Consider the following 16,735-nt stretch of genomic DNA (forward strand, 5'->3'; position numbering starts at 1 on the left):
CCCGGTGATCGCGGTGGAGGTGCGGGGCGCTGCCCTCAGCCCTGCTTCTTCGCCTCCGCCCACTGGTGCTGACGCGCCACGTCCGCCTTCACCTCCGCGAGCTGGACGGCCACCGCGCTGGGGGCCGTACCGCCACGCCCGTTGCGGGAGGCGAGGGCGCCCGGGACGTTGAGGACGGAGCGGACCTCCGGAGTGAGGTGCGCGGAGATCTTCGCGAACTGCTCGTCCGTGAGGCCGTCCAGCTCCTTGCCCTCCGCCTCGGCGACCTTGACGCACTCCCCCGCGACCTCGTGCGCGACGCGGAACGGCACGCCCTGCTTGACCAGCCACTCGGCGATGTCGGTGGCGAGGGAGAAGCCGGCCGGGGCCAGTTCCTCCATGCGCTCGCGGTGGACGGTGAGGGTGGCGACCATGCCGGTGAAGGCGGGGAGCAGCACCTCCAGCTGGTCGCAGGAGTCGAAGACCGGCTCCTTGTCCTCCTGGAGGTCGCGGTTGTAGGCGAGCGGCAGGGCCTTGAGGGTGGCCAGGAGCCCGGTGAGGTTGCCGATCAGACGGCCGGACTTGCCCCGGGCCAGCTCGGCGATGTCCGGGTTCTTCTTCTGCGGCATGATCGACGAGCCCGTGGAGAACGCGTCGTGCAGCGTGACGAAGGAGAACTCCTTCGTGTTCCAGATGATGATCTCCTCGGCGATCCGGGAGAGGTTCACGCCGATCATCGCGGTGATGAAGGCGAACTCGGCGACGAAGTCCCGGGAGGCCGTGCCGTCGATGGAGTTGGCGGCGCTGCCGTGCTCGAAGCCGAGGTCGCGCGCGACCGCCTCCGGGTCCAGGCCCAGGGAGGAGCCGGCGAGCGCGCCGGAGCCGTACGGCGACACGGCCGTCCGCTCGTCCCACTGGCGCAGCCGCTCGGCGTCCCGGGTGAGGGACTGGACGTGGGCCAGGACGTGGTGGGCGAAGAGCACCGGCTGGGCGTGCTGGAGGTGGGTGCGGCCGGGCATCGCCACGTCGGGGTGGGCCTCGGCGAGGCCGATCAGGGCGTCCTGGAGGTCGGCGATCAGGCCGCCGATGATCCGGGCGTGGTCGCGCAGGTACATCCGGAAGAGGGTGGCGACCTGGTCGTTGCGGGACCGGCCGGCACGGAGCTTGCCGCCGAGGTCGGGGCCGAGGCGCTCCAGGAGGCCGCGCTCCAGGGCGGTGTGCACGTCCTCGTCGGCGATCGTGCCGACGAAGGTGCCGGCGGCCACGTCGGCTTCCAGCCGGTCGAGTCCGGCGAGCATGCGCTGGAGCTCGTCGTCGGTGAGGAGTCCGGCCGTGTGCAGCACGCGCGCGTGGGCACGCGAGCCGGCGATGTCGTAGGGGGCGAGCCGCCAGTCGAAGTGGACGGACGCGGACAGTTTCGCCAGGGCCTCGGCCGGACCGTCGGCGAAACGGCCGCCCCAGAGCCGTACGTCACCGCTGTTGCTGCTCACTTGCGTTGCTCCTCGAAGCTCTAGGTGTGCCACCGCCTCCCCACCTTTCCAGGCGAGGAGGCGGCTGTCAGGCTGATGCGTGTGAGGTGAACCCGTGCGTGTGACCGGTCGCGGTTACGCCAGGTCCCGCTTGGCCGCGATCTTCGACGACAGGCTGTAGATGTCGATGAAGCCCTTGGCCGCCGACTGGTCGAAGGTGTCGCCGGTGTCGTAGGTGGCGAGGTTGAAGTCGTACAGGGACTCCGTCGAGCGCCGGCCGGTGACGACGGCACGGCCGCCGTGCAGGGTCATCCGGATGTCGCCCGTGACGTGCTGGTTCGCCTCGTTGATGAAGCCGTCCAGGGCGCGCTTGAGCGGGGAGAACCACTGGCCGTCGTAGACCAGTTCGCCCCAGCGCTGCTCGACCTGCCGCTTGTAGCGGGCGAGCTCGCGCTCGACGGTGACGTTCTCCAGCTCCTGGTGGGCGGTGATCAGGGCGATCGCGCCCGGAGCCTCGTACACCTCGCGGGACTTGATGCCGACGAGGCGGTCCTCGACCATGTCGATCCGGCCGATGCCCTGGGCGCCGGCGCGCTCGTTGAGCTGCTGGACGGCCTGGAGGACGGTGACGGGCTTGCCGTCGATGGCGACCGGGACGCCCTCCTTGAAGCTGATGACCACCTCGTCGGCCTCGCGCGGGACGGCCGGGTTGGAGGTGTACTCGTAGATGTCCTCGATCGGGGCGTTCCAGATGTCCTCCAGGAAGCCCGTCTCGACCGCGCGCCCGAAGACGTTCTGGTCGATGGAGTACGGGGACTTCTTGGTGGTGGCGATCGGGAGCTGCTTCTCCTCGCAGAAGGCGATCGCCTTGTCCCGGGTCATGGCGTAGTCACGGACCGGGGCGATGCACTTGAGGTCGGGGGCGAGGGCGACGATGCCGGCCTCGAAGCGGACCTGGTCGTTGCCCTTGCCGGTGCAGCCGTGGGCGACCGTGGTGGCGCCGTGCTTCTTGGCGGCGGCGACGAGGTGCTTGACGATCGTCGGCCGGGACAGCGCGGAGACCAGCGGGTAGCGGTCCATGTAGAGGGCGTTGGCCTTGATCGCCGGGAGGCAGTACTCCTCGGCGAACTCGTCCTTGGCGTCCGCGACCTCGGCCTCCACGGCGCCGCACGCGAGGGCGCGCTTGCGGATGACGTCCAGGTCCTCGCCGCCCTGGCCGACGTCGACCGCAACGGCGATGACCTCGGCGCCCGTCTCCTCGGCGATCCAGCCGATGGCGACGGAGGTGTCCAGACCGCCTGAGTAGGCGAGTACGACGCGCTCGGTCACGGGTTTCTCCTCACAGTGCATTCGCTGACATGCATGAGTATGCAGAACTCTGCATGATTCGTCAATCTCCCTTGGGGTTGAACGTGCGCAACCGCTTTCTCGTACTCCCCGCCGAACGCAGGCGCCGCGTTCGTCCGACGGCGACCCTCCCGACCCGAGTGAGGCATTCGCATGTCCAGGGCTCTTCCGAAGTACGGCAAGCGTCGCGTGGCGGTCATCGGCGGCGCCGCCGCGGTGGTGCTCTCCGGCGCGGTGATCGCCGGCTCCGCCCTCGCCGGCACCCCCGCCGGGAACGACAGTGCGACCGGTGCCCGCACCCTGGCGAGTCCCGGCACGATCACCTGCCCGGACGTCGCCTCGAAGCTGCCCGCCGTCCCCGCGTCCGCGCGGGCCGAGGTCGACCGGAACCTCACCCTCCTCCAGACCCAGATCAAGGAGGCGAACACCCGGCTGGCCACCACCGCCGGCCAGGGCGGACCCAACTTCGTCGACAACGCGATCCTCGGCCCCCTGAAGGACAAGCGCGCCTCGACCATCGACCGCATCGCCATCGCCATCGGCCGCACCTCCGCCAGGCCGACGGGGCTGGACTCCCTGGCCGCCTGCACCCTCACCCGGTGAGGTGACAGGCAGCCGTGGCCGCCCCGCGGGAAGCGCCGGCCGGGGCGGCCACGGTGAACTCCCCTACCCAGGCCGGGCAATTACTCAGACAGCCGAAGAAGTCGCGGCGATACTCGTCAGACATGGGAAAGACCTATGAGCGCATAGACGGCAGGCTGCGCACGTTCATCGAGGAGCAGCCCCTCTTCTTCACCGCGACCGCCCCGCTCTCCGGCGACGGCACGGTCAACCTCTCCCCCAAGGGCCTCAAGGGCTCCTTCACCCTGCTCGACGAACTCACCGTGGCCTACCTCGACTTCGCCGGGTCCAGCGCCGAGACCATCGCGCACCTCAGGGAGAACGGGCGGATCACGCTGATGTGGTGCGCCTTCCAGGGCCCGCCGAACATCGTGCGCGTGCACGGCCGGGGCGAGCCCGTCTTCCGTGACGACCCGCGCTTCCCGGAACTGCTCGCCCGCTTCCCGGACATCGACCCGAGCCTCCACGGGCTGCGCGCGGTCATCGTGGTACACGCCGAACTGATCCGGGACAGCTGCGGATACGCCGTCCCCCACATGGCGTACGAGGAGGACCGCGACCTGCACGGCAAGCGCTTCGCCCGCGAGGACGACGTCTCGCTGAGCGCGTACTTCGAGAAGAAGGAGCACATCGCCACTAGCCTGGACGGCCTGCCCGGGCTGCCGTTGCCGCTGCCGCCCTCTACCGTCTGAGCCATGCGCCCCGGTGTGGTCCTCGCCCTCGTCTCCGCCTCCGCCCTCGCCCTGCTCGGCGCCGCGCCCGGCCGCGGCCCGGTGCCGCTGCCCGCGAGAATGGCGGACACGGGCGGCGGCCACCAGCTGATCGTCGCCCAGGCCCCGGACACGGGGGCCACGACGGGCACGGTCAGCTGGTGGGACCTGCGGGACGGCCAGTGGGTACGGGCCGGCTCCGCACCGGCCCGGTTCGGGGCGGGCGGGCTGGTCGACGGCGCCACCCGCCGGCAGGGCACGAACACGACACCGACCGGGCTGTACGGCCTCCCCTTCGGCTTCGGGACCAAGGCCGCGCCGGCCGGCACACACGTCGCGTACCGCCCGGTCCGGAAGAGTTCCTGGTGGTGCCAGGACAACGACTCCCGCTCCTACAACCGCTGGGTCGACCCGCTCCCCGCCGACTGCCGCGCCGCCCAGTCCGAGCACCTGATCGACTACGGCACCCAGTACGCGTACGGCCTCGTCATCGCCTTCAACTACGACCGGCCCGTGCGGGGACGCGGAGCCGGGATCTTCCTGCACGTCAACGGCCACGGGGCGACGGCCGGTTGTGTCTCGGTGCCGAAGGACGCCATGCGCCGGATCCTCACCTGGACCGACCCGGCGGCAAGGCCGCACATCGCGATCGGCACGGAGAAGGGGGCGACGGCGGTCGGCCGCTACTGAAGCGTCCCCGCGCCCGGACTCCGTTGCGCCACCGCTCTGTCGGCGGGGGGTGCCGTCACGGTCCCCCTGGTGCTGACGGGCCCGCCTTCCAGGAGCGGGGCCGTCCTGAGAATCGAGCGGGACGGCGGCCATGAGCGGCTCGCGCTGCCCGCGCGTGCGGTGCGGCACGCTGACGAGGGGCAGGACGACCGGACCACCCCACGCATGGCCCTGCTGATCGGCGTGGGCAGCACGCCGGACGCCGGCCACCGGTTCGTCCCGCCGGAGGATCCGGTCGGTGCGGACCAGCGGCTGCCGGCCTCCTCCCCCACCGCTTCCGGGTACGCGGTCGGCGGGAGCGAGGACCGGGTGCGGGAGCGGCCGGCGCTGTACGCCGGGCCCTTCAGGCCGGCACTGTGACAGGCCCCGTCAGGGCGTCGCCGGCAAGCGCACCGTGAACGTCGTCGCGCCCGGTCGGCTCTCCAGCTCCACGCTCCCCCCGTGCGCCTCCGCCACCGCCGCCACGATCGACAGGCCCAGGCCCGCTCCCCCGCCGGAGGCATCGGGCCGGCGGCGGTGTTCCGCCCGGGTGAAGCGTTCGAAGACGGTGGGCCGGATGTCCTCGGGGACGCCGGGGCCGTCGTCGTGGACCGAGAGGGCGGCCTGTGCGGCACCGGCCCCCAGGGTGACCGTCACCTTCGTGCCGGCGGGTGTGTGCAGGCGCGCGTTGGCCAGCAGGTTGGCGAGCGCCTGGTGGAGGCGGTGGGCGTCGCCCGGCACCGTCACCGGTTCCTCCGGCAGGTCCAGGGTCCAGCGGTGGGCGGGGCCCGCGGCGCGGGCGTCCGTGACCGCGTCCAGGACCAGGCGGGTCAGGTCCACCGGCCGGCGTTCCAGCGGGCGGCCCGCGTCCAGGCGGGCGAGCAGGAGCAGGTCGTCGACCATCTCGCCCATGCGCGCGGACTCGGCCGTGATGCGGTCCAGGGCGCGGGTCACCTCCGATGGCACCGGGACCGGGTGCAGGAGGGCCAGTTCGGCGTGGCCGCGGATCGAGGCGACCGGGGTGCGCAGTTCGTGGCTGGCGTCGGCGGCGAAGCGCCGTAGCCGCTCCTCCACGGCGTGCCGCTTGCTGAGCGCGTCCTCCACGTGGCCCAGCATGCGGTTGAAGGCCGTGGCCACCTGGCCGACCTCGCCGTGCGGGTCGGCGTCCGGGGCCCGTGGCGGCAGCGCGACCTCGCCGCTGGCCAGCGGGAGCTCGCTGACCCGGGTGGCGGTGGCGGCGACCCGGCTGAGCGGCCGGAGCGACCAGCGGACCCAGCAGGCTCCGGCCACGCCCGTGACGACCAGGGCGAGGCCGAAGACGACGCCGGCCACCAGTTCCAGCCGGTGGACCGTGGCCTCGACCGGCTCCAGGGGGAGGCCGACGAGCAGCACGTCCCCGTCCCGGCCCGGGGAGGCGACGACCCGGTAGTCGTGCAGGGCGGACAGGCCGACGGTGTGGGGCCTGCCGTCGGCCGGCACCCGGGCCAGCCGGGCGGCGTCCCGCGCGGTCAAGTCCACGTCCAGGTCGGCGGCGGGGTCGCCGGAGCGGATGAGCCCCTTGTGGGTGACCCTGCCGTTCAGCAGGCGGGCGCCGAAGGTGCCGGTGGCCGTGCGGCGGGTGTCGGCGTGTTCGTCGCCGTCGTGGTCATCGGGCAGTCGGCCCTCGTGCTCCAGGCTCTCCGGGAAGCGGGTGCCGACCTGGGCGAGCTGTTCGTCCAGGCGCTGGGTGAGGAAGCCGTCCAGTTCCACGACCGCGGCCAGGCCGACGGCCGCGCAGCTCACCGCCAGCAGCGTCACCAGCCCGACGGTGAGCCGGGCCCGGAGGGTGCGGGGACGCAGCGTACGGCGACGCGGCGCGGTCACCTGGTCACCGGCTTCAGGACGTAGCCGGCGCCGCGCACGGTGTGGATCATGGGTTCGCGGCCCGCGTCGACCTTCTTGCGCAGGTAGGAGATGTACAGCTCGACGACATGGGCCCGGCCGCCGAAGTCGTAGGACCAGACCCGGTCGAGGATCTGCGCCTTGCTGAGCACACGGCGCGGGTTGCGCATGAGGAAGCGCAGGAGTTCGAACTCGGTCGGCGAGAGGTCGACCAGCTCACCGGCCCGGGTCACCTCGCGGGCGTCCTCGTCCATCACCAGGTCCCCGACGACCAGGCGCGGGCCCTCCTCCTGCGTGCGGGCCATGCCGGCCCGGCGCAGCAGGCCGCGCAGCCGGGCGACGACCTCCTCCAGGCTGAAGGGCTTGGTGACGTAGTCGTCGCCGCCCGCGGTGATCCCGGCGATACGGTCCTCGACCGCGTCCCGCGCCGTCAGGAAGAGCACGCACACATCGGGCTTCACCTCGTGCAGGCGGCGCAGCACCGCGAAGCCGTCGGTGTCCGGGAGCATCACGTCCAGGACGACGGCGTCGGGCATCAGCTCGCGGGCGGCGGCGAGGGCGGCGGCGCCGTCGCCGGCCGCGCGCACCTCCCAGCGCTCGTAGCGCAGGGCCCCGGTGAGCACCTCCGCGAGGTCGGGGTCGTCGTCGACGACGAGGACGCGCAGCGGGGTGCCGTCGGGGCGGGTGAGGGCGGGGCGGCCGGAGCGGGTGGTCTTCATCGCGCCTCCCAGCATCGCCGGTCCGCGATGCCGAGGGCGAACCCGGCCGCCTCTGAGTTTCCTGTGAGTCCGCCCGGGTGGGCCCCGCTCAGAGCTGTTTCAGAGCTTCGCCCCGCACAGTGGCCTGGCCGACGGACGAAAGGACGGCGACATCAGATGACCACCGTGGATACACGGCGGGCCCCGGCTCCGCCGCTGCCCGTGACCGCACGGCGCTCCCCCGCCGGGCCCGTGCTGGCCCTGCTGTGGGCGGGGGCGGCGGCCGTACTCGCGCTCTGGTGGGCGGACACCGGGTCCGTGGTCGGGGCGGCCGGGTGGCTGACCGGGGCCGGGCGCATCGCCGGACTGCTGTGCGGGTACGCCTGCGCGGTGCTGGTCGGGCTGATGGCGCGGGTGCCGCTGCTGGAGCGGAACATCGGCTCGGACCGGGTGGCGCGCTGGCACGCGCTGGCCGGCCGGTACACCGTCTGCCTGCTGCTCGCGCACGTCGTGCTGATCCTCGCCGGGTACGCCGCCCAGGACCGGGCCTCCCTCTGGCACGAGGCGGTGACCGTCGTCCTCGACTACCCGGAGATGCTGAAGGCCACCGCCGGCACGGTGATCCTCCTCGCGGTCGGCGTCACCTCGGCGCGGGCCGCGCGCCGCCGGACGAGCCACGAGTTCTGGTACTACGTCCACCTGCTGACGTACGCCGCCGTCTTCCTCGCCTTCGGGCACCAGCTCGCCCTCGGCGACGAGTTCAACGGCGAACCCGTCGCGACCGCCGCCTGGTACGCGCTGTACCTGGGCGTGGCGGCCCTGGTGCTGTGGTTCCGGATCCTCGCCCCGGTACGGCTCAACCTGCGCCACCGGCTGCGGGTGGACTCCGTCCACCGGGAGGCCCCGGGCGTGTACTCGGTCGTGGTGCGGGGGCGGCGCCTGGACGAGCTGGGGGTGCGGCCGGGCGAGTTCTTCCGCTGGCGGTTCCTCGCCGAGGGCATGCGCCGGACGTCGACGCCGTACTCCCTGTCGGCGCCGCCGCGCCCGGACCTGCTGCGCATCACGGTCAAGGCGCTCGGCGACCACAGCGCGGCCGTGTCCCTGCTGCGCCCCGGCACCCGGGTGTGGGCGGAGGGCCCGTACGGCGCCCTGACCGCCGACCGGGCCGCCGGCCGGCACACCCTGCTGATCGCGGCCGGGGTCGGCGTCACCCCGCTGCGGGCGCTGTTCGAGACGCTGCCCGGCGAGGTCACGCTGCTGTACCGGGCGCGCTCGGCCGAGGACCTGGCGCTGGGCGGCGAGCTGGAGTCGATCGCCCGCTGGCGCGGCGGGCGGGTGCTGTACGCGCTCAACGGTCCGGGCGGGGAGCGCCCGCCCCTGACGGCGGAGTCGTTGCGCGCCACCTTCCCCGGCCTCGCCCGCGACTACGACGTCTTCCTGTGCGGGCCGCACGGCTTCGCCCAGGACGTGTACCGGGCGCTGCGGGCGGCCGGGGTGGCGGACCGCCGCGTCCACCACGAGTCGTTCGAGCTGTGAGCCGGAGAGAGACGGAGAAGGGCCAGACATGCACGCGTTGAACAACAACCGCCCCCTGCGCCGGATCGTGCTGGCGAGTGCCGCGACCGTCTCCGGGATGGTGCTGCTGCTGGCGCTGAAGCCGCACACGGCGCCCACCCTGGCGACGGCGAGCACCAAGTCCCCGGCCGCGTCGAGCAGTTCCGCGCCCGGCTCCGCCTCCGGGACCAGGACCGCCACCGGGGACACCGTGCAGACCCGCTGGGGCCCGGTCCAGGTGCGCGTCACCGTGGCGGACGGCAGGCTCACCGACGTCACGGCCGTCAGCTACCCGCAGGACAACCCCCGCGACCAGGAGATCAACAGCTACGCCCTGCCCCAGCTGCGGCGCGAGGCGCTGGCGGCGCAGAGCGCGCAGATCGACACGGTGTCGGGAGCCACGTACACCAGTGACGGTTACCGGCAGTCGCTCCAGTCCGCGCTGGACTCGGCGGGGCTCTGAACACCCCCGCCGTGCGACACGTATCTGTGGGCCAAGGGCCAAGTCCCCACGGAGGAACCGTGACCACCACGCTCGCAGGCGGACGTGCCGCCCGCCGACAGACGATGCGCCGCATCCGCCCGCGCCGCTCCCCGGCCGTACCGCTGCTGCTCGCCGTCTGGGCGGGCGCGGCGGCCGTGCTGTGGCTCTGGTGGCACGACACCCCGACCATCGCCGACGGCACCGGCCGCATCCTGGGCGCGGGCCGGATCACCGGTCTGCTGGCCGGCTACCTCATGGCGCTGGTCGTGCTCCAGATGGCGCGCGTCCCGGCGCTGGAACGGCGCGTCGGTTCCGACCGGGTGGCCCGCTGGCACGCGATGAGCGGCCGGTACACGCTGTGCCTGGTCGTCGCCCACGTCTTCCTCGTCATGTGGGGGTACGCGCGCCAGGCCGGCAGGTCCCTCGGCGACCTCGTCCAGCAGACCGTCGATTCCGTCGGCCAGCTGCCGGACATGGGCAAGGCGGCCGTAGGCACGGGCCTGTTCGTGGTCATCGGGCTGACGTCGACCGGCCCGGTCCGCCGCCGGCTGCCGTACGACACCTGGTACCACGTCCACCTGCTGACCTACGCGGCGGTGTTCCTGACGTTCTGGCACCAGATCACCACCGGCAACGACTTCGCGGTGGAGCCCGCCGCCAGGACGTTCTGGTACGGCCTGTACGGCGCGGTCACCGCGCTGGTGGTCTGGTACCGGCTCCTCACCCCGATCCGGCTGAACCTCCGGCACCGCATGTACGTGGAGGCGGTGATCGAGGAGACGCCAGGCATCGTGTCGGTGCTGATCGGCGGGCGCAGGCTGCACCGGATGGGCGCGGAGGCGGGCCAGTTCTTCCGCTGGCGGTTCCTCGCCCCCGGGATGCGGTTCAGCTCGCACCCGTACTCCCTCTCGGCCGCCCCGCGCCCCGGCATGCTGCGGATCACCGTGAAGGCGATCGGCGACCACAGCGCCCGGCTGCGCGAGCTGGCGCCCGGGACGAAGGTGTGGGCGGAGGGCCCGTACGGCGCGCTCACCGCGCAGCGCCGCAGCCGGGGCAAGGTGCTGCTGGTCGCGGGCGGGGTGGGCATCACGCCGATGCGGGCGCTGTTCGAGACGCTGCCCGGTGCCGCCGGTGACATCACGCTCCTGTACCGGGCGAACACCACCCAGGACCTGGCGCTGTGGGACGAGCTGGCGGCCATCGCCGAGGAGCGGGGTGCCCGGCTGATGTACGCGGTGAACAGCCCGGAGGGCGAGCGGCCGGACATCTCCGCGGAGAACCTCCGGCGGAAGATCCCGGACATCGACCGGCACGATGTCTTCATGTGCGGTCCGCCCGGCTTCGCGCAGTCGGTGTACGAGGCACTGCGCGAGGCGGGGGTGCCCGCCCGCCGTATCCACCACGAGTCGTTCGAGATGTGAGCGGAGCTGCGAAGCGATGAGGAAGAGCCACCCCGTGCGGCGGGTCGTGCTGGCCACCGCCGCGACCGTGTCCGGTGTCGTGCTGCTGCTGTCGCTGAAGCCGGCGTCGGATCCGGCCGCCGCGTCGGCGGCGGGCGCGGCCCCGCAGGCGACGGCGGCCGGGCAGGAGTCGCCGCCGGGCGGGCCGCGGGGCGCGGCCCCGGCCGGCTCCGGCACGGTGACCGGTGACGCGGTGCGGACCCCGTACGGGGCCGTGCAGGTACGGCTGACCGTCGGCAACGGCAGGATCACGAAGGCGGAGGCGGTGCAGGCACCCAAGGGGGGCCTGAGCGACCAGAAGACCCAGCTCGCCGTCCCGAAGCTCAACCAGGAGGCGGTGACGGCACAGAGCGCGGACGTCGACGCCGTCTCCGGGGCGACCTACACCAGCGAGGGCTACCGCAAGTCGTTGCAGTCCGCGCTGGACAAGAGGGAGCAGGCCCCGTCCGGAGCCTCGGGTTCCTCCGGCGCGGCGCGGGCGCGGACCGTCACCGGGAAGGCCGTGCGGACCCCGTACGGGCCGGTCCAGGTGCGGATCACGGTCGCCGACGGCAGGATCACCAAGGCGGAGGCGGTCCAGGCGCCGAAGGGGGGCCTGAGCGACCAGAAGACCCAGCTCGCCGTCCCGAAGCTCAACCAGGAGGCCGTGGCGGCGGGAACCGCGGACATCGACGCCGTCTCGGGAGCCACCTACACCAGCACCGGCTACCGGCAGTCCCTCCAGTCGGCTCTGGACCAGGCCGGTGGCTGACACGGTGGCCGAGCCGGCGAAGGCACCCGCCGCGGTGCGTCACGCGGAGGAGGTCATGGGGACGGTCTTCTCCTTCGACGTCCGCGGCGGGGAACCGGACGCGGTGCGGGCGGCGCTCGCCGAGGCCGTCGCCGGGCTGCACCGGGCGGACGCGCTCTTCAGCACCTACCGCGAGGACAGCGAGGTGTCGCGGCTGGCCCGGGGTGAGCTGGACGTCTCGCGGTGCGCTCCCGAGGTGGCCGAGGTGCTGGACCTGGCGGCCGAGGCGGAGCGGGTGAGCGAGGGGTGGTTCAGCACGCGCTACCGGGGCTCGCTGGACCCCACCGGCATCGTCAAGGGCTGGGCGGCCGAGCGGGCGGCGCGGGTGCTGGCGGCGGCGGCCGGGGTGCGGGGGGTGAGCGTCAACGGGGGCGGCGACGTGCAGTTGCTGGGCGCGCCGGAGCCGCAGCGTGCCTGGCGGGTGGGGGTCTCCGATCCGCTCCGGCCCGGCGGGCTGGCGGCGGTGGTCTCGGCGGCGGGCACGGACGAGCTGGCGGTGGCGACCTCCGGTACGGCGGAGCGGGGGGCGCACATCGTGGATCCGCGCACCGGTCGGTCCGCGGTGACGGACCTGGTGGCGGTCACGGTGGTGGGGCCGCGTCTGACGTTCGTCGACTGCTGGGCCACGGCCGCGTTCGCGAGGGGGTCGCGGGCGGGGCTGGCCTGGCTGGAGTCCCTGCCGGACGTGGAGGCCCTGCTGATCACCGCCGGCGACGAGGTGCGGTGCACCGCGGGGCTGGCGGCACGGCTGGGCTGAGCGCGCCGGATCCCGGTCCACCTCCCGAAGTTTTTCCTCCGCGACGCCATCCGTCTCCCGCCCTCGGACGTATCCCCTGTGGGACAAGTTCCAGGAGGAAACGACATGGCCATCTTCAGCAGCCTGCTGCCCGCGATGCGGGACCGCGACAGGGACGACGGCTCGCGGCACGGACATGGTCACGGCCACGACCACGACGACCGCCACGACCACGACGACCGCCACGACCACGGCAACCGCCACGACCACGACGACCGCCACGACCACGACGACTACTGATCACGTACGAAGCTGAGCGGACCGGCGGTCCGAGGACCCGGTCCGCTCGGCCGATGCCCGGGGAACGCAACGAGGAACGCGTGCCATGGCGCATGTCCTGCGGCGGCTGCTCCCGGCGGGCGAGACCTCCGATGCCGTGGTGGCGGCAGCGCCCCCGGTGCCCCCGCGCGAGGTGTTCCGCCGGTTCTGGCCGTACACCCGCGGCGGCCGGCGCTGGCTCGTGCCGGTCGTCCTGTTCAGCCTGACCGGTCCCGCCGTCGACGCCGCGGAGCTGTGGCTCTTCAAGATCCTGGTGGACGATGTGCTCGTCCCCCGGGACCTGCGCCCCTTCCTGTGGATCGCGCCGGCCTACCTGGGCCTGGTCCTGTGCTCCGGCATCCTCGGCTTCGCCGACGACGTGACGTCCACCTGGGTCGGCGAGCGCTTCCTGCTCGCCCTGCGCTCGGACGTGTTCCGGCACGTCCAGGGGCTCTCGCTCGGCTTCTTCGAGCGCCGCAGGCTCGGGGACGTGCTGTCCCGGGTCACGGGCGACGTCGACGCGGTGGAGACGTTCCTGCTCTCGGGCGTGGCGGACGCCCTCTACTACGTCGTCCGCCTCGCCGTCTTCCTCGGCCTGCTGGTCTACCTGCGCTGGGACCTGACCGTGTTCGCCCTGGTCATCGTGCCCCTGTTCTGGGGCGTCGCCCGGCACTTCTCACGGCTGCTGAAGGAGGCGTCGCGGGAGCGCAGGCGCCGCAGCGGCTCGCTCAGCGCGATCGCCGAGGAGTCGCTGGGCAATGTCGTCCTGGTGCAGGCGTACAACCGGCAGGGCTGGGAGGAGCGCCGGTTCGAGCGGGAGAACCTGGGCCGGTTCCGGGCGGCGATGGCCTCGGCGCGGATCCGTGCCGTGTACGGGCCCGTCGTGGAGGTCATCGAGGTCGCCGGCGGCCTCGCGGTGCTGGGCCTGGGCACCTGGAAGCTGGCCCAGGGGCAGCTCACGCTCGGCGGACTGCTGGTCTTCCTCGCGCTGATCGGCAAGCTGTACGGCCCGGTCCGCGGCCTGTCCCGCCTCGGCACCACCTTCTACGCGGCCTCCGCCTCGGCGGAACGGATCATCGAGCTGCTGGACCAGCGGCCCCAGGTGACCGAGGCCCCGGACGCCCGCCGGACCGGCCGCGCCCGGGGGGACGTGGCGTTCGACGGGGTGTGGTTCCGCTATCCGGGCGGCTCCTCCTGGGCGTTGTCGGACGTGTCCTTCCACGTGGCGCCCGGGGAGACGCTGGCGCTGGTCGGGGCCAGCGGGGCGGGCAAGTCCACGATCGCCAAGCTCCAGCTGCGCTTCTACGACCCCGACCGGGGCGCGGTCCGCCTCGACGGAACCGATCTGCGCCGGCTCAGCCTGTCCGACGTCCGGGACAGCGTGGCGGTGGTGCTCCAGGAGACGCTCGTCTTCCACGGCACCGTGCGGGACAACATCGCCTACGGGCGGCCGGGCGCCACGGACGCGGACATCGTCGAGGCGGCGCGGGCGGCGGACGCGCACGCGTTCATCGAGCTGCTCCCGGAGGGGTACGACACACTGGTCGGCCAGCGCGGCCGGACCCTCTCCGGCGGACAGTGCCAGCGCCTGGCCATCGCCCGCGCGATGATCCGGGACGCGCCCGTCCTGCTGCTGGACGAACCGACGGCCGGGCTCGACGTGCGCTCCGGCCGGCGGATCATGGACCCGCTGCGCCGGCTCATGGCCGGGCGCACGACCGTCGTCGTCTCCCACAACCTGCTGACCGTCCGCGACGCCACGCGCATCCTGGTGCTCGACCACGGGCGGATCATCGAGCACGGCACCCACGACGACCTGCTCACGCACGACGGCACGTACGCCCGGCTGCACCGGCTGCACACCGGAGCGGCGCGGTCATGACCGTCACCACCGGGGCGAACGCCCCGCCCCTGTCCCCCGACCGGCGCCGCTGCCCGTCCCGCCCCGCGGCGGCTGAGCGGGGCGGTTCACGTCTCCGGGGTGACGACCTGACCCTTCCGCAGCTGCGCGGTGGCGAGGACGGTGCCGTCGGGCGACGTCAGACGGGCACCGGAGTACCGGGTGAGGTCGACGGGGACCGCCACGCCCCAGTTGCCGTGGCCGTCGCGCAGGGGGAAGTCGCCGACGCGGACGCTGGTGCCGTCGGCGCGCTCCAGGAAACAGGTGGCCGTTCCGGTGTACCGGGTGCCGGGGCGGGTGAGGGCGACGGACACGAAGATCCAGCCGGGGGTGCCGGGGTGGGCGTAGAGCTCGCCGACGGGCTGCCCGCCGTGCTCGGCCGGGGTCATGTCCCCGACGAGCACCGGCTCGGACTCGACGGCGGACGGCGGCGAGGCGGTGACCTCCTCTACGGCGGTGCCGACCGCCCAGCCGGCGAATCCGACGGCGACGGTGAGGGCGGCACCGACCGCGGCGAGCCGTACCCGGGGCCGCCGGGCGCCGTGGCGCAGGCCTCGGCGCGAGCGACGGAAGACGCCCGCCGGCCGCTGCCCCCCGGGTGCCGTCGCCGGCTGGGCGAGGCCGCGCGCCACGCGGGTCTCGAAGCCGGGCGGCGGCTCGCGGTCCGGCAGCAGGCCGGCCAGCCGGTCGCCGACCAGGGTGAGTTGCCGGACGTACTCCCGGCAGTCCGCGCACCGGTCCAGATGGGCGACCGCCTCGGCGCGCTCCCGGCCGGGCAGCACGCCCAGCGCCAGCTCGGCACCGATCTGCCGCAGCTTCTCGCAGTTCGCTTCACTGGACATGGTCGCCCCGTTCCGGAGAGGCGACGGTGGTGCGCAGCCGTGCCATCGCCGTTCTGATCCGCGTCTTGGCGGTACCCAGCGGGATCCGCTCCGCGTCGGCGATCTGCTGGGCCGTCATGCCGTAGATGCCGGCCATCATCAGCGCCCTGCCCTGTTCCCGTGGCAGCCGTGCCAGGGCGGACCGGACCTGGGCGGAGGCCTCGTCGGCCAGCGCCCACCGCTCGGGGGTCTCGGTGACGGCGTCCAGCAGGTCTTCGAGGTCCTCGGGTGCCAGCGGCTCCGTCCGCCGGGCCCGGACCGTGTCGACGGCCAGGTTGTGCGCGATGGTCGTCAGCCAGGTCATGACCGAGCCGCGACGCGAATCGTAGATCTGCGCATGGCGCCACGCGCGCTCGAAGGTCTGCTGGGCGACGTCCTCGGCGAGCTGCTGGTCCCTGGTGACGGCCATGGCCACACCGAAGACCCGGTGCTGGAACCTCCGGACGAAGATCACGGCCAGCTCCGGATCACCGGCGGCCAGCCCGGACAGCAGAGCCTCGTCCGGGAGGCGGCCGACGGGGAACCGATATCCCGACACACCCCTGTATACGTTCGACGGCCGCCAGGGGATTGCCCGTCCCGCTGGCCGCTCGCCGCGGAAGATCACATGCCCATTCTGCGTCGGCCGGCCGGGACCCGCACGCGGTCAGTGCCCGTTCTGCGCCAGCCGCAGCAGATGGTCCGCCAGGGCCTGCCCCCCGCTGGGGTCCCGGCTGATCAGCAGCAACGTGTCGTCACCGGCGATCGTCCCCAGGATGTCGTGCAGCTCCGCCTGGTCGATGGCGGAGGCGAGGAACTGCGCGGCCCCCGGAGGAGTCCGCAGGACCACCAGGTTCGCCGAGGCCTCCGCGGAGATCAGCAGCTCCTGGGAGAGCCGCCGCATCCGTTCCTCCTTGGCCGACTCCCCGAGCGGAGCCCGCGGGGTGCGGAAGCCGCCCTCGCTCGGCACCGCGTAGATCAGGTCGCCGTCGGTGTTGCGGATCTTCACCGCGTTCAGCTCGTCGAGGTCCCGGCTGAGCGTCGCCTGCGTGACGCTCAGCCCGTCGTCGGCGAGCAGCTTCGCCAGCTGGCTCTGCGACCGCACCGGCTGCCGGTTGAGGATGTCCACGATCCGGCGGTGCCGTGCGGTGCGGGTCTGCGGCACGGCGGGCCCGGCACCGTTGCCCGCCTCATAGTCCTGCGCCTCGCTCATCGTCGTC

General features: G+C 73.3%; 17 protein-coding genes and 1 pseudogene. 11 read left to right on the forward strand and 7 right to left on the reverse strand.

Features of this window, described 5'->3' with window-relative positions; translation table 11 throughout:
• Positions 1 to 35: 35 nt before the first annotated feature.
• Positions 36 to 1,469 carry an argininosuccinate lyase gene (argH, locus tag IE294_RS03440; protein ID WP_189882133.1) on the reverse strand — a complete coding sequence of 478 codons (1,434 nt, stop codon included), beginning with the start codon at positions 1,467 to 1,469 and terminating at the stop codon, positions 36 to 38.
• A gap of 114 nt (positions 1,470 to 1,583) precedes the next feature.
• Positions 1,584 to 2,777, reverse strand: a complete 1,194-nt coding sequence (locus IE294_RS03445) for an argininosuccinate synthase (RefSeq protein ID WP_189882135.1) — start codon at positions 2,775 to 2,777, stop codon at positions 1,584 to 1,586.
• A gap of 171 nt (positions 2,778 to 2,948) precedes the next feature.
• Between IE294_RS03445 and IE294_RS03450 the strand changes: the two are divergent.
• The 4 genes and pseudogenes from IE294_RS03450 to IE294_RS03465 form a co-directional block, all read left to right on the forward strand.
• A pseudogene (locus tag IE294_RS03450) lies at positions 2,949 to 3,389 on the forward strand (hypothetical protein); the annotation flags it as partial.
• Positions 3,390 to 3,520: 131 nt separating this feature from the next.
• Positions 3,521 to 4,108, forward strand: coding sequence for a pyridoxamine 5'-phosphate oxidase family protein (locus IE294_RS03455; RefSeq protein WP_189882139.1), 588 nt, complete (start codon positions 3,521 to 3,523; stop codon positions 4,106 to 4,108).
• Between the two features lie 3 nt (positions 4,109 to 4,111).
• Entirely contained in the window at positions 4,112 to 4,816 is a 705-nt protein-coding gene (locus tag IE294_RS03460) for a L,D-transpeptidase family protein (protein ID WP_189882141.1), read from the forward strand.
• A gap of 69 nt (positions 4,817 to 4,885) precedes the next feature.
• The gene (locus IE294_RS03465; RefSeq protein WP_189882143.1) at positions 4,886 to 5,215 is read left to right on the forward strand and encodes a hypothetical protein; all 330 of its coding nucleotides are present in this window, start codon (positions 4,886 to 4,888) and stop codon (positions 5,213 to 5,215) included.
• A 9-nt stretch (positions 5,216 to 5,224) separates the two neighbouring features.
• Here the strand turns inward: IE294_RS03465 and IE294_RS03470 are convergent, their stop codons facing one another.
• Together IE294_RS03470 and IE294_RS03475 are read right to left on the reverse strand one after the other, a co-directional pair.
• A complete protein-coding gene (locus tag IE294_RS03470) occupies positions 5,225 to 6,697 on the reverse strand; it encodes a HAMP domain-containing sensor histidine kinase (RefSeq protein ID WP_189882145.1) in 1,473 nt (490 codons plus the stop codon).
• Entirely contained in the window at positions 6,694 to 7,434 is a 741-nt protein-coding gene (locus IE294_RS03475) for a response regulator transcription factor (protein ID WP_189882147.1), read from the reverse strand. The genes IE294_RS03470 and IE294_RS03475 overlap by 4 nt, the downstream gene beginning before the upstream one ends.
• A 156-nt stretch (positions 7,435 to 7,590) precedes the next feature.
• On the opposite strand from IE294_RS03475, the gene IE294_RS03480 reads away from it, so the two are divergent.
• From IE294_RS03480 to IE294_RS03510, 7 genes are all read left to right on the forward strand, one after another.
• On the forward strand, positions 7,591 to 8,949 hold the full coding sequence (locus IE294_RS03480) for a ferredoxin reductase family protein (protein WP_189882149.1): 1,359 nt from the start codon (positions 7,591 to 7,593) through the stop codon (positions 8,947 to 8,949).
• A 28-nt stretch (positions 8,950 to 8,977) separates the two neighbouring features.
• On the forward strand, positions 8,978 to 9,430 hold the full coding sequence (locus IE294_RS03485) for an FMN-binding protein (protein WP_189882151.1): 453 nt from the start codon (positions 8,978 to 8,980) through the stop codon (positions 9,428 to 9,430).
• 59 nt (positions 9,431 to 9,489) lie between these two features.
• Positions 9,490 to 10,872 (forward strand): ferredoxin reductase family protein, encoded by a 1,383-nt coding sequence (locus IE294_RS03490; protein WP_189882155.1) that lies wholly within the window; start codon positions 9,490 to 9,492, stop codon positions 10,870 to 10,872.
• A 16-nt stretch (positions 10,873 to 10,888) separates the two neighbouring features.
• Positions 10,889 to 11,662 carry an FMN-binding protein gene (locus IE294_RS03495; protein WP_189882157.1) on the forward strand — a complete coding sequence of 258 codons (774 nt, stop codon included), beginning with the start codon at positions 10,889 to 10,891 and terminating at the stop codon, positions 11,660 to 11,662.
• Complete coding sequence (locus IE294_RS03500; RefSeq protein ID WP_229917008.1) at positions 11,655 to 12,458, forward strand: FAD:protein FMN transferase; 804 nt, start codon at positions 11,655 to 11,657, stop codon at positions 12,456 to 12,458. The genes IE294_RS03495 and IE294_RS03500 overlap by 8 nt, the downstream gene beginning before the upstream one ends.
• Before the next feature lie 105 nt (positions 12,459 to 12,563).
• Positions 12,564 to 12,737: a hypothetical protein gene (locus IE294_RS03505; RefSeq protein WP_189882158.1), complete on the forward strand. Its 174-nt coding sequence runs from the start codon at positions 12,564 to 12,566 to the stop codon at positions 12,735 to 12,737.
• A gap of 85 nt (positions 12,738 to 12,822) precedes the next feature.
• A complete protein-coding gene (locus IE294_RS03510) occupies positions 12,823 to 14,637 on the forward strand; it encodes an ABC transporter ATP-binding protein (RefSeq protein ID WP_189882160.1) in 1,815 nt (604 codons plus the stop codon).
• Between the two features lie 86 nt (positions 14,638 to 14,723).
• Here the strand turns inward: IE294_RS03510 and IE294_RS03515 are convergent, their stop codons facing one another.
• The 3 genes from IE294_RS03515 to IE294_RS03525 form a co-directional block, all read right to left on the reverse strand.
• Positions 14,724 to 15,497 (reverse strand): hypothetical protein, encoded by a 774-nt coding sequence (locus tag IE294_RS03515; RefSeq protein ID WP_189882162.1) that lies wholly within the window; start codon positions 15,495 to 15,497, stop codon positions 14,724 to 14,726.
• On the reverse strand, positions 15,487 to 16,074 hold the full coding sequence (locus tag IE294_RS03520) for an RNA polymerase sigma factor (RefSeq protein ID WP_189882164.1): 588 nt from the start codon (positions 16,072 to 16,074) through the stop codon (positions 15,487 to 15,489). The genes IE294_RS03515 and IE294_RS03520 overlap by 11 nt, the downstream gene beginning before the upstream one ends.
• Before the next feature lie 108 nt (positions 16,075 to 16,182).
• On the reverse strand, positions 16,183 to 16,728 hold the full coding sequence (locus tag IE294_RS03525; protein WP_014671617.1) for an arginine repressor: 546 nt from the start codon (positions 16,726 to 16,728) through the stop codon (positions 16,183 to 16,185).
• Positions 16,729 to 16,735 lie beyond the last annotated feature (7 nt).

The organism is Streptomyces canarius, assembly GCF_014650735.1.
Lineage (GTDB): Bacteria > Actinomycetota > Actinomycetes > Streptomycetales > Streptomycetaceae > Streptomyces > Streptomyces olivaceoviridis.

What these genes read in the sequence shown, in the direction of transcription:
- IE294_RS03455 (WP_189882139.1), top strand. Translation starts at nt 3,521, where the DNA reads ATGGGAAAGACCTATGAGCGCATAGACGGCAGGCTGCGCACGTTCATC.
- IE294_RS03460 (WP_189882141.1), top strand. Translation starts at nt 4,112, where the DNA reads ATGCGCCCCGGTGTGGTCCTCGCCCTCGTCTCCGCCTCCGCCCTCGCC.
- IE294_RS03475 (WP_189882147.1), bottom strand. Translation starts at nt 7,434, where the DNA reads ATGAAGACCACCCGCTCCGGCCGCCCCGCCCTCACCCGCCCCGACGGC.
- IE294_RS03480 (WP_189882149.1), top strand. Translation starts at nt 7,591, where the DNA reads ATGACCACCGTGGATACACGGCGGGCCCCGGCTCCGCCGCTGCCCGTG.
- IE294_RS03485 (WP_189882151.1), top strand. Translation starts at nt 8,978, where the DNA reads ATGCACGCGTTGAACAACAACCGCCCCCTGCGCCGGATCGTGCTGGCG.
- IE294_RS03495 (WP_189882157.1), top strand. Translation starts at nt 10,889, where the DNA reads ATGAGGAAGAGCCACCCCGTGCGGCGGGTCGTGCTGGCCACCGCCGCG.
- IE294_RS03505 (WP_189882158.1), top strand. Translation starts at nt 12,564, where the DNA reads ATGGCCATCTTCAGCAGCCTGCTGCCCGCGATGCGGGACCGCGACAGG.
- IE294_RS03510 (WP_189882160.1), top strand. Translation starts at nt 12,823, where the DNA reads ATGGCGCATGTCCTGCGGCGGCTGCTCCCGGCGGGCGAGACCTCCGAT.
- IE294_RS03515 (WP_189882162.1), bottom strand. Translation starts at nt 15,497, where the DNA reads ATGTCCAGTGAAGCGAACTGCGAGAAGCTGCGGCAGATCGGTGCCGAG.
- IE294_RS03525 (WP_014671617.1), bottom strand. Translation starts at nt 16,728, where the DNA reads ATGAGCGAGGCGCAGGACTATGAGGCGGGCAACGGTGCCGGGCCCGCC.